Annotated in this window: 9 protein-coding genes; 7 read left to right on the top strand and 2 right to left on the bottom strand. The window is 60.1% G+C overall.

Going from position 1 to position 12,321, the window contains the following annotated elements; all coding sequences use genetic code 11:
• Positions 1-124 precede the first annotated feature (124 nt).
• The 7 genes from VY732_RS29345 (at position 125) to VY732_RS29315 (ending at position 9,398) form a co-directional block, all read left to right on the top strand.
• A complete protein-coding gene (locus VY732_RS29345; protein ID WP_034152107.1) occupies positions 125-1,126 on the top strand; it encodes a phosphate ABC transporter substrate-binding protein PstS in 1,002 nt (333 codons plus the stop codon).
• Between the two features lie 422 nt (positions 1,127-1,548).
• The gene (locus VY732_RS29340; RefSeq protein ID WP_177412535.1) at positions 1,549-3,582 is read left to right on the top strand and encodes an ABC transporter permease subunit; all 2,034 of its coding nucleotides are present in this window, start codon (positions 1,549-1,551) and stop codon (positions 3,580-3,582) included.
• 16 nt (positions 3,583-3,598) lie between these two features.
• A complete protein-coding gene (gene pstA, locus VY732_RS29335; protein WP_077575089.1) occupies positions 3,599-5,269 on the top strand; it encodes a phosphate ABC transporter permease PstA in 1,671 nt (556 codons plus the stop codon).
• A 170-nt stretch (positions 5,270-5,439) separates the two neighbouring features.
• The gene (gene pstB / locus VY732_RS29330; protein ID WP_034152104.1) at positions 5,440-6,273 is read left to right on the top strand and encodes a phosphate ABC transporter ATP-binding protein PstB; all 834 of its coding nucleotides are present in this window, start codon (positions 5,440-5,442) and stop codon (positions 6,271-6,273) included.
• Positions 6,274-6,398: 125 nt separating this feature from the next.
• Entirely contained in the window at positions 6,399-7,160 is a 762-nt protein-coding gene (phoU, locus tag VY732_RS29325; protein WP_016985766.1) for a phosphate signaling complex protein PhoU, read from the top strand.
• A 176-nt stretch (positions 7,161-7,336) separates the two neighbouring features.
• Positions 7,337-8,293 (top strand): response regulator, encoded by a 957-nt coding sequence (locus VY732_RS29320; RefSeq protein ID WP_123593496.1) that lies wholly within the window; start codon positions 7,337-7,339, stop codon positions 8,291-8,293.
• A 208-nt stretch (positions 8,294-8,501) separates the two neighbouring features.
• Positions 8,502-9,398, top strand: coding sequence for a peptidoglycan DD-metalloendopeptidase family protein (locus VY732_RS29315; RefSeq protein ID WP_077575087.1), 897 nt, complete (start codon positions 8,502-8,504; stop codon positions 9,396-9,398).
• A 128-nt stretch (positions 9,399-9,526) separates the two neighbouring features.
• Here VY732_RS29315 and VY732_RS29310 read toward each other — a convergent pair whose 3' ends face one another.
• The gene (locus tag VY732_RS29310; RefSeq protein WP_116028549.1) at positions 9,527-10,867 is read right to left on the bottom strand and encodes a hemolysin family protein; all 1,341 of its coding nucleotides are present in this window, start codon (positions 10,865-10,867) and stop codon (positions 9,527-9,529) included.
• 122 nt (positions 10,868-10,989) lie between these two features.
• Positions 10,990-12,276 (bottom strand): phosphate regulon sensor histidine kinase PhoR, encoded by a 1,287-nt coding sequence (gene phoR, locus VY732_RS29305; RefSeq protein WP_331695902.1) that lies wholly within the window; start codon positions 12,274-12,276, stop codon positions 10,990-10,992.
• Positions 12,277-12,321: the final 45 nt, after the last annotated feature.

Genomic DNA, 12,321 nt, shown 5'->3' with positions numbered 1-12,321 from the left:
ACTTTTTTAACACGGCTCCCATGCTGGCCTTTCATCCAATTGTCATATTTCAGCCATAGAGTGTTCACACGGCCTGCTGATACTTGGCCCCGACTTAACACACCCTATCTGCTAGGAGTAAGGCATGAAACTGAAGCGTTTGATGGCGGCAATGACTTTTGTCGCTGCTGGCGTTGCGACTGCCAACGCGTTCGCCGCTGTTGACCCTGCTATCCCGAGCTACACCAAGACCACTGGTGTGTCGGGCAACCTGTCCAGCGTCGGCTCCGATACCCTGGCCAACCTCATGACCCTCTGGGCTGAGAACTACAAAAAAGAATACCCGAACGTCAACATCCAGATTCAGGCCGCTGGCTCCGCTACTGCGCCACCTGCGCTGACTGAAGGCACTTCCAACCTGGGCCCGATGAGCCGCAAGATGAAGGACACCGAACTGGCGGCCTTCGAGCAGAAGTACGGCTACAAGCCAACCGCTATCCCTGTTGCCGTGGATGCCCTGGCCGTTTTCGTACACAAGGACAACCCGATCCAGCACCTGACCATGGAACAGGTTGATGCGATCTTCTCGTCGACCCGTCTGTGCGGCGCCAAAGCCGACGTGAAAACCTGGGGCGACCTGGGCGTGACCGGCGACCTGGCCAACAAGCCAGTACAACTGTTCGGTCGTAACTCGGTATCCGGCACCTACGGCTACTTCAAAGAAGAAGCCCTGTGCAAAGGCGACTACAAACCAAACGTCAACGAACAACCAGGTTCGGCGTCGGTGGTGCAGTCGATCAGCTCCTCGCTGAACGGCATCGGTTACTCAGGCATCGGCTACAAGACTGCCAGCGTGAAAACCGTTGCTCTGTCGAAGAAGGGCAGCACTGACTTCATCGAAGACACCGAAGAAAACGCCCTGAACGGCAAATATCCGCTGTCGCGTTTCCTCTACGTTTACGTCAACAAAGCCCCGAACAAGCCTCTGGCTCCGCTGGAAGCCGAGTTCGTGAAACTGGTGCTGTCGAAACAGGGCCAGGAAGTGGTAGTGAAAGACGGCTACATCCCACTGCCAGCCAAGGTTGCTGCAAAAGCACTGGCTGACCTGGGTCTGCAGGAAGGCGGCGCTGAAGTCGCAAAAAAGTAACAAATTGAGTCCGGGGTGAACCCCACCGGACTCAGGTAAAAGGCCGGATCTGCTTGCAGGCCGGCCTTTTCCACACCTCAAATTTTTGATCCTCTGCCAGTCCCGCTGGCGGTGGATTTGCTGCGTCACTGCATTGTCATCTTTCTGTCATACAGGATCGCTAGGGTGAGCGCATGAATGATCTGGCCAATTCCCACATGACTACTAATCCTCCCAAGCGCATTGATTTCAATACGCCTGAGCTGCAACGCAAGCGCCGCATTCGCGCGCTCAAGGATCGCTTCACCCGCTGGTACGTCCTCGTTGGCGGTCTCGCGGTGCTGGCAGCCATCACCCTGATCTTCTTCTTCCTCGCCTACGTGGTTGCGCCGCTGTTCCAGGGTGCCGACCTGACCGCGAAAGACTCGATCACCCCGGCCTGGATGCAGGACGCCGGCAAGCCGCTGATGATTTCGCTCGAAGAGCAGAATCAGGTGGCCATGCGCGTTTCCGACAAGGGCCAAGCATTGTTCTTTGATATCGACAGTGGCGCTGAACTGAAGCGCGTCGATCTGCCGGTTCCGACTGGCGCCACCGTAACCTCGATTGGTGAAGACCAGCCGGGCCATCCGCTGGTGGCCGTGGGCCTGTCCAACGGTCAGGCGCTGGTGTTCCGTCACACCTATAAAGTCAGCTACCCCGATGGCAAGAAAACCATCAGCCCGGCCATCGAATATCCGTATGGCGAGACGCCGATCGCGCTGAACGAAGCCGGCGGTGCGCTGGAGCATGTCAGCCTCAACGCCACCGACACGACCCTGATGCTGGTCGGTTCGACCGGTTCGCAACTCAATGTGCTGTCGCTGACCAGCGAAGAAAACATGATGACTGGCGAAGTCACCAACGAGCAGAAGCGTATCGATCTGCCGCAGATGACTGAGCCAGTGAAAAACATCTTCGTCGACCCGCGCCAGCAGTGGCTGTATGTGGTCAACGGTCGCGCTCAGGCCGATGTGTTCAGCCTGCGCGACAAGAGCCTCAACGGGCGCTACAAACTGCTGGAAAACGCCGACGCTGAAGTCACCGCGACCACACAACTGGTCGGTGGTATCTCGCTGATCGTCGGCGACTCCAAGGGTGGTCTGGCCCAATGGTTCATGGCCCGCGACACCGATGGCGAGCTACGCCTGAAACAGATCCGCACCTTCCAGATGGGCACCACGCCGATCGTTGAAATCACCGCCGAAGAGCGGCGCAAAGGCTTCCTTGCGCTGGATGCCAGCGGCAAGCTCGGCGTGTTCCACAGCACCGCACATCGCACGCTGCTGGTTGATCAGGTGGTCGATGGTCAAGGCGTATTCGGCCTGTCACCGCGCGCCAACCGCGTGATCGTTGAAGCCGGCGGCAAGCTGCAACCCTTGCTGCTCGACAACCCGCACCCGGAAGTGTCGTGGAGCGCGCTGTGGAGCAAGGTCTGGTACGAGAACTACGACGAGCCTAAATACGTCTGGCAATCGACTGCCGCCAACACTGATTTCGAACCGAAACTGAGCCTCTCGCCACTGACCTTCGGCACCCTGAAAGCCGCGTTCTACGCGATGCTGCTGGCCGCGCCACTGGCGGTTGCCGCTGCGATCTACACCGCCTACTTCATGGCCCCGGGCATGCGCCGCAAGGTCAAACCGGTGATCGAGCTGATGGAAGCGATGCCGACGGTGATCCTCGGCTTCTTCGCCGGTCTGTTCCTCGCACCGTATGTAGAAGGGCATCTGCCGGGCATCTTCAGCCTGCTGATGCTGTTGCCGATCGGCATCCTGGTCGCCGGTTTCACCTTCAGCCGTCTGCCTGAATCGATCCGCCTGAAAGTCCCGGACGGCTGGGAAAGTGCGCTGCTGATTCCGGTGATCCTGTTTGTGGGCTGGTTGTCGCTGTACATGAGTCCGTTCATGGAGAACTGGTTCTTCGGCGGCGATATGCGCATGTGGATCTCCCACGACCTGGGCATCACCTACGACCAGCGCAACGCTCTGGTGGTCGGTCTGGCCATGGGTTTTGCGGTGATCCCGAACATCTACTCGATCGCTGAAGACGCCGTGTTCAGTGTGCCGCGCGGCCTGACCCTCGGTTCGCTGGCTCTGGGTGCCACGCCGTGGCAGACCATGACTCGCGTAGTGATCCTGACCGCCAGCCCGGGGATCTTCTCGGCGCTGATGATCGGCATGGGCCGTGCGGTCGGCGAAACCATGATCGTGCTGATGGCCACCGGCAACACCCCGGTCATGGAAATGAACCTGTTCGAAGGCCTGCGCACCCTGGCCGCCAACGTCGCGGTGGAAATGCCCGAGTCGGAAGTCGGCGGCAGCCACTACCGCGTGCTGTTCCTCTCGGCGCTGGTGCTGCTGTTGTTCACCTTCGTCATGAACACCCTGGCAGAACTGATTCGTCAGCGTCTGCGCAAGAAATACTCGTCGCTTTAAGCAAAGGTAGAAGTCTGTGAAACAGAACTCCCTGAAAGGATGGTTCAAGAGCGGCGCCCCGGGCGTCTGGATCAGCGGTGGCGCGGTGTCCATCGCGGTCATCATGACCATTGGCCTGCTGGCGGTGATTGCCGTGCGCGGTCTGGGTCACTTCTGGCCGGCGGACCTGGTCCACGCCAACTACGACGTACCGGGCCAGGCCAATCACCTGGTCATCGGCGAAGTGGTACAGAAAGAAGAAGTGCCCCGTGCCCGTCTGAAGAGTGCCGGTTTGCCGGTGCCTGACGCAGGTCCGGAATTCATGACCCGTGAGCTGATCAAGGTTGGCAACCGAGACCTGAACGGCAACGACTTCACCTGGATCGTCGGCGAGTGGCTGACCAACCAGACCACGCCACCAGAGTTGATGGCGATCGAGCGTCGCGAGTGGGGCAACTTCTACGGCTACCTGGTCAACGTCAAACAGGATGGCAAAGTCATCGCCGAAGGCGAGGCTGCGTGGCCTGAACTGCAAGCGCGGATCAACCGTGTGAACGGTCTGGCGGCACAACTGAAGTCGCTGGAAAAAACCGACATCGGTGCGATCAACGCAGGGCTGGAACGCATCCGTCTGCACGGTCGCAAATTGGAACTGGAAGGCAAGCTCGACGCCACCGCACAAGCGGACATGGAATCCGAGCGTGCCGAGTTGAATGCGCGTTATCAGGACATCGAAGCGCGTCTGGCCGATCTGCATGCGCAGTTCAACCGCGATGCTCTGACCGCTCGTGATGCCAATGGCAAAGAGATCGAAATCGGTCTGGGCAAAGTGGTTCACGCCTACCAGCCGAACGCGATGAGCACCTTTACCAAGGTCGGCTTCTACTTCAGCAAGATCTGGGAATTCCTCTCGGACGACCCGCGTGAAGCGAACACCGAAGGCGGGATTTTCCCGGCGATCTTCGGCACCGTGATGATGACCCTGATCATGGCGATGATCGTCACCCCGTTCGGCGTGCTGGCGGCGGTGTACCTGCGCGAATACGCCAAGCAGAACACCCTGACGCGGATCATCCGTATCGCGGTGAACAACCTCGCCGGCGTACCGGCGATCGTTTACGGCGTGTTCGGTCTGGGCTTCTTCGTTTACGTACTCGGTGGTTCGGTCGACCGCTTGTTCTTCCCCGAAGCTTTGCCGGCACCGACCTTCGGTACGCCGGGTCTGCTCTGGGCCTCGCTGACCTTGGCGCTACTGGCGGTGCCGGTGGTGATCGTCGCGACTGAAGAAGGTCTGGCACGTATTCCGCGCACCGTGCGTGAAGGTTCGCTGGCACTGGGCGCGACCAAGGCTGAAACCTTGTGGAAAATTGTGATCCCGATGGCCAGCCCGGCAATGATGACCGGCATGATCCTCGCCGTGGCTCGCGCCGCCGGTGAAGTGGCGCCACTGATGCTGGTCGGTGTGGTGAAACTGGCGCCGTCGCTGCCGGTGGACGGCAACTACCCGTACCTGCACCTGGATCAGAAGATCATGCACCTGGGCTTCCACATCTATGACGTCGGCTTCCAGAGCCCGAACGTCGAGGCGGCGCGTCCGCTGGTGTACGCCACGGCGCTGTTGCTGGTGCTGGTGATCGCCACGTTGAACCTGTCGGCGGTGTATATCCGCAACCATCTGCGTGAAAAATACAAAGCACTGGATAGCTAAGGACGACGCGAACCCTGTGGGAGCGAGCCTGCTCGCGAAGCTTTTGGCGGCCTCAAGGGCCCCTTCGCGAGCAAGCTCGCTCCCACATTGAATCGCGACCGCCGCAATATTGATGGAAGCTGCATAAAGCAGTGTTCCGAACCGAATTTTGTTAGCACAGGGAGCCTCCCATGCAGCACGAAACACATACCCACGGCATCAACATGTCGGCCCTGGGTCGCGACAAGCAGAGCCTCAGCCTCGAGCAGGAAACCGTGGCCATCGAAGTACCCGGCCTGAGCCTGTACTACGGCGAGAAACAAGCGCTGTTCGACGTCAGCATGAACATCCCGAAACAGCGCGTGACCGCGTTCATCGGCCCGTCCGGCTGCGGTAAGTCGACGCTGCTGCGCACCTTCAACCGCATGAACGATCTGGTTGACGGCTGCCGCGTAGAAGGCGCGATCAACCTGTACGGCAACAACATCTATCGTAAAGGCGAAGACGTTGCGGAGCTGCGTCGTCGTGTCGGCATGGTGTTCCAGAAGCCCAACCCGTTCCCGAAAACCATCTACGAGAACGTCGTGTACGGCCTGCGCATCCAGGGCATCAACAAGAAACGCGTTCTTGATGAAGCGGTCGAGTGGGCGTTGAAAGGCGCGGCGCTGTGGGACGAAGTCAAAGACCGTCTGCATGAATCGGCACTCGGTCTTTCCGGTGGTCAGCAACAGCGTCTGGTCATCGCCCGTACCATCGCGGTTGAGCCGGAAGTGCTGCTGCTTGACGAACCGTGCTCGGCCCTCGACCCGATCTCGACGCTGAAAGTCGAAGAGTTGATCTACGAGCTGAAATCCAAGTTCACCATCGTCATCGTCACGCACAACATGCAACAGGCGGCGCGGGTGTCCGACTACACGGCGTTCATGTACATGGGCAAACTGGTGGAATTCGGCGACACCGATACCCTGTTCACCAATCCGGCGAAGAAGCAGACCGAAGACTACATCACCGGTCGTTATGGCTGATTGAAGCGGCTGCGAGCGGCAAGCTTCAAGCGGCAAGTTAGAAGCGAAGCGGCATGGATCACCACATAACAGCTTGCAGCTTGTAGCTAGCAGCTCTTGGTTAAACGCTTTTTCGGAGCGAATGCATGATTTCCAAAGAAGGTCTTACCCACCACATCTCCGCGCAGTTCAACGCCGAGCTCGAGGAAGTGCGCAGCCACCTCCTGGCCATGGGCGGGCTGGTCGAGAAGCAGGTCAACGACGCGGTGACCGCGCTGATCGAGGCCGATTCCGGTCTGGCTCAGCAGGTGCGCGAGATCGACGACCAGATCAACCAGATGGAACGCAACATCGACGAAGAATGCCTGCGCATTCTCGCCCGCCGTCAGCCGGCGGCGTCCGACCTGCGTTTGATCATCAGCATCTCCAAGTCGGTGATCGACCTCGAGCGCATCGGTGACGAAGCGACCAAGATCGCTCGTCGAGCGATTCAGCTGTGCGAAGAAGGTGAAGCGCCGCGCGGTTATGTCGAGGTTCGTCACATTGGCGACCAGGTGCGCAATATGGTTCGTGATGCGCTGGACGCGTTTGCCCGGTTCGACGCCGATCTGGCGTTGTCGGTGGCGCAATACGACAAGATCATCGACCGCGAATACAAGACCGCATTGCGTGAACTGGCCACCTACATGATGGAAGACCCGCGCTCTATCTCGCGGGTCTTGAGCATCATCTGGGTCCTGCGTTCGCTGGAACGCATCGGCGACCACGCGCGCAATATCTCTGAATTGGTCATTTACCTTGTGCGCGGCACCGACGTGCGCCACATGGGCCTCAAGCGCATGAAAGAAGAAGTTGAAGGCACAAGCGGCGAAACCGCTAATGTTCCGGGCAATGCTGACGATAAGTAAGATTGCCTGAGAAAAGCGCCCGGCCCTTTGGCCGGGCGTTTTTGTTTGTGCTTTTCATGGGCAGATTCGATTAAAAAGCAGCACCCGCGAACGAAAAGTCCCGGCGTGACTGAAGAGTTTTGGCAATGTGCCATCAGCCAGCGTTATGCTTGCCGGGATTTTAATAGGGGTGTTGGATGAGCAAGATCAGTGTGTTGGTCGTGGACGATGCTTCGTTCATTCGTGACCTGGTGAAAAAGTGCCTGCGTAATTACTTCCCGGGGATCCGCACCGAGGACGCCGTCAACGGTAAAAAGGCTCAGGCCATGCTGGCCAGAGAAGCCTTCGACCTGGTCCTGTGCGACTGGGAAATGCCGGAAATGTCCGGTCTCGAACTGCTGACCTGGTGCCGCGAGCAAGACAACCTCAAGACCATGCCGTTCGTCATGGTCACCAGCCGTGGCGACAAGGAAAACGTCGTGCAGGCGATTCAGGCTGGCGTTTCCGGCTACGTCAGCAAGCCGTTCACCAACGAGCAACTGCTGACCAAGGTCAAGCAGGCGCTGAACAAGGTCGGCAAGCTCGACACCCTGATGAACAGCGCGCCGACCAAAATGAACTCGGCGTTCGGCAACGATTCCCTGAGCGCCTTGACCGGTGGCAAGCCCGCCGTGGTCGGCGGTGCTCCGGCGGCCGCTGCGGTCAATCCGTTTGCCAAACCGGCAGCTGCCGCACCAGCGCCCGCCGCTGCGCCATCGCGTGGCTTGCTCAACAGCCCACCGGTCAAGGCGCCAGTCGCCGCGTCGGCTCCGGCCAGCGGTCGCGGCCAGGGCCAATTGCGTCTGCCAAGCGGTACTCAGCAATGCGTGATCAAGGCCCTGAGCATCAAGGAAGCGTTGTTGGTGGTGAAGCGCACCGACACCCTGCCGCAGATCCTCGACAGCGCCGTGCTCGATCTGGAGCAGGGCGACAACGCTGAAATCGCCCGCCTCAACGGTTACCTGCACGCCGTCGTCGCGTTTGAGCCGAAACCGGACAGCGACTGGCTGCAACTGACCTTCCGTTTCGTCGATCAGGATGCGCAGAAGCTCGACTACATCTCCCGCCTGATCGCCCGCGGCACGGCGCAGAAGCACTTCGTTCCGGGCGCGTGATCTTCGTCGTCTGACAGTCCGCCTTCGCGAGCAGGCTCGCTCCCACCTTGAAATGCGTTTCAAATGTGGGAGCGAGCCTGCTCGCGAAGGGGCCATCACTTGCACCACCAATCTCCCAGACTGGCCAATTTGAAACATCTGTCGACTAGCCTGGTCTGCTTCACCTGCTAGGCTCATTCCCAGGCCTTACTTCGACAGACTCTTGCCCATGCTCGCGCGCCTGCTGTTTTTCTGTGGTCTCTTCATGGCCTCCACCTCGGCTGTGGCCATGACCATTTACAAATCCACCGATGCCAACGGCGTGGTCTCCTACAGCGACCGGCCAAGCAAAGGCGCGCAGGTGTTCGTCTTTCAGGACCGCATGGTCGAGCGCCTGGAGCGGCAGGTCTATCTCGACATCAAAAAACAGAAAGGCACTGACGTGGTGTTCGTGCGCAATGATCTGTATGCGCCGGTCGAGGTGGCGCTGGCGTTTACCGGGATGAGCAATGTGCGTGGCGCGCCGGCACAAACCATCCGCCGGGTGCTGCCAGCGCGCAGCAACACGCGCTTGGCTCTGCTCACGGCGATTACCGGCGGCAAGCCGTTGGTGTATACGCCGCAGTTCCATTACTCCCTCGGCGACCCCACAGGCACCGCGCAGGGCTATCGCTATCCACTGCCATGGCGCGGCGGACCGTTTCGTCTGAGCCAGGGTGCCAACGGCCAGTACAGCCACTACGGACCGAAGAATCGCTATGCGATGGACATCGCGATGCCGGTCGGCACGCCGATCATTGCCGCGCGGGCAGGGGTGGTGGTGAAGACCGAGAATTCACAGAGCGGTCGCGGCTCGGATGCATCGGGCAATTTCGTGCGGGTGCTGCATGACGACGGCACCATGGGCGTGTACCTGCACCTAAAGCAAGGTTCGGTGAGCGTGCGCGAAGGGCAACGAGTGACGGTGGGCAGTCCGCTGGCGCTGTCAGGCAACACTGGCAACAGCAGCGGCCCGCATTTGCACTTTGTGGTGCAGCGCAATACCGGGGAAGGGTTGGTGTCGATTCCGTATCAGTTCAACCAGCCGCTGGGGGCGTTGCCCAACTTTGCGTTGGGCAAGCAATGATGTGCTGCATCTGCGGACCTCTTCGTCGGAACGCCGCCCGGAGCCGGCTCGCTCCCACCCTGGAATGCATTTCAACTGTGGGAGCGAGCCTGCTCGCGAAGGAAGCGGCGCGGTGCTGGATCAGCCCATCAATCCAGCATCAACACCTTCGCCAGCACAATCTTCGGCCCTTTCATCTTCTTGATGATGATCCGCAGGCCTTCGACTTCCAGCACTTCTTCCTCTTCCGGCACCCGTTTCAGGGTTTCGTAGACCAGCCCGGCGAGGGTTTCCGCTTCGATGTGATCAAGGTCGATGCCTAGCAGGCGTTCCACCTTGAACAGCGGCGTGTCACCACGCACCAAGAGCTTGCCCGGCTGATAGGCGAGGATCCCGCGCTCAGCCTTGCGGTGTTCGTCCTGAATGTCGCCGACCAGCACTTCCAGCACGTCTTCCATGGTCAGGTAGCCGATGATGTTGCCATCAGCCTCCTCGACCACGGCGAAGTGCGAGCCGCCCTTGCGGAACTGCTCCAGCAGCTGCGACAGCGGCATGTGTCGCGACACGCGTTCCAGCGGACGGGTCAGCTCCGCCAGGTTGAACGACTCGGGAATGTGGTCCAGCGCCGCCAGTTCCAGCAGCAGGTCCTTGATGTGCAGCAGGCCGACAAACTCCTGGCGCTCGCTGTCGTACACCGGATAACGGCTGAACTTGTGGCGACGGAACATCGCCAGGATTTCTTTCAGTGGTGCGTTGAATTCCAGCGTGATCAGGTCTTCGCGGGAGTTGGCCCAGTCGACCACTTCCAGCTCGCCCATTTCCACCGCCGAGGCCAAAACGCGCATGCCCTGATCGCTCGGATCCTGGCCACGGCTGGAGTGCAGGATCAGTTTCAGTTCTTCGCGGCTGTAATGGTGCTCATGGTGCGGGCCGGGTTCACCCTGACCGGCAATACGCAGAATCGCGTTGGCGCTGGCGTTGAGCAGGTAGATCGCCGGGTACATCGCCCAGTAGAACAGGTACAGCGGCACCGCCGTCCACAGTGACAGCAGTTCGGGTTTACGGATCGCCCAGGATTTCGGGGCCAGCTCGCCGACCACGATGTGCAGGTACGAAATGACGAAGAACGCGGCGAAGAACGACACGCCTTTGATCACTTCCGGCGACTGCACGCCAACGCTTTCCAGCAATGGCTCAAGAATATGCGCGAACGCCGGCTCACCGACCCAGCCCAGACCGAGGGAGGCGAGGGTGATACCGAGCTGACACGCCGAGAGGTACGCATCGAGCTGACTGTGCACGGTGCGCAGGATATGCCCGCGCCAGCCGTTCTGTTCAGCGATGGCCTCGACCCGGGTCGAGCGCAGTTTGACCATGGCGAATTCCGCCGCAACGAAAAAGCCGTTGAGCAAAACCAGGATCAGAGCAAAAAGGATCATGCCGAAATCGGCGAATATTGTTGCGAGGGACAAGCCAGGGGAAGGGTCCATGATGGAGTTTTGCGGGTTCCGTGTGATTCAAGAGAGAGAAAAGTCGCGCCTGAAAGGCAGGCACAAGTCAGCCAATGTAGCGGCTGACCTGGCGATTGCCTAGTGGCGCGTGCTGGCCGGTATCACTCAGCGGCGCTGATGGCCCGTGCCTGGGCGACCTGAGCCGGGGCGAAATGGCAGGTGAACGTGCTGCCGTGACCGGGCACGCTGCTGATCTCCATGCGTGCGCGGTGGCGCAGCAACACGTGCTTGACGATGGCCAGGCCCAGGCCAGTGCCGCCAGTGTTGGAGTTGCGGCTGGAGTCGACGCGGTAGAAGCGTTCGGTCAGGCGCGGCAAGTGTTTGCTGTCGATGCCGATCCCGGAATCCTGCACGCTCAGGTGCGCGCCCTGATCGTCACCCCACCAGCGAATGCGGATGTTGCCCTCGGCCGGGGTGTACTTCACCGCGTTGAACACCAGATTGGAAAACGCGCTGCGCAACTCCGCTTCGCTGCCCTTGAGCAACAGGCTGGCATCGGCTTCCAGCGTTATGCGCTGGTTCTTCGCGCCGGACAATTGCTGCGCATCGCTCTTGATCGATTGCAGCAGGGTGTCGACCTGCACCGGCTGGTTGTCCGACGGGTAATCGGTGGCTTCGAGTTTCGCCAGCAACAACAAATCGTTGAGCAGCGTCTGCATGCGTCCGCCCTGTTGCTGCATCTGCTGCAGAGCGCGGCTCCAGCGCGGATTCACTTCTTCGACGTTGTCGAGCAGGGTCTCCAGATAGCCGCAGATCACCGTCAGCGGCGTGCGCAACTCGTGGGAGACGTTGGCGATGAAGTCTTTGCGCATCTGTTCCAGCTGATGAATACGCGTGACGTCGCGCACCAGCATCAAGTGTTCGTTGTTGCCGTAGCGGGTCAGGTACAGCTGAATGCGCACGCGATCGTTGGTAGGCGAAGGGATTTCCAGCGGCTCGGCATAGCTGTCCTGCTCGAAGTATTCCTTGAAGCGCGGATGGCGCACCAGGTTGGTCACCGGTTGGCCACTGTCTTGCGGGGTCTTGAGGCCGAGCAGGGTTTCAGCGGCGCGGTTCCACCATTCCAGGTTGCCGTCGCTGTCGAGCATGATCACCGCGTCTTTCAGCGCAGCAGTGGACTCCTGCACCCGGTCGATCACCGCTTGCAGACGCCCGCGCACCCGTTGGTCGCGGCGTTGCAGGTGGTAGATGCTGTCGAACACCTCGCCCCACAGGCCATAGCCATCGGGCGGCGCTTCGTCGGGTTGATGCTGGCGCAGCCACTCGTGCAGCCGAAGCAATTGTTTGAGCGTCCAGGCCAGATAAATCCCCAGGCCCGCCGCGAGGCTCCAGCCGTAATAGCCGGTGATCAGGCCGATCACCAGACACGCTGTGACCAGCAACAGCATGTGGCGAATCAGGGTGCCATGCCAGTTTTGATTCACGGGGGCGTC

The sequence above is a fragment of the Pseudomonas sp. ZY71 genome (genome assembly GCF_036542145.1).
GTDB lineage: Bacteria > Pseudomonadota > Gammaproteobacteria > Pseudomonadales > Pseudomonadaceae > Aquipseudomonas > Aquipseudomonas koreensis_A.
The sequence above is the reverse complement of the archived record's forward strand: the minus strand, read 5'-3'. Positions and strand labels throughout refer to the sequence as shown.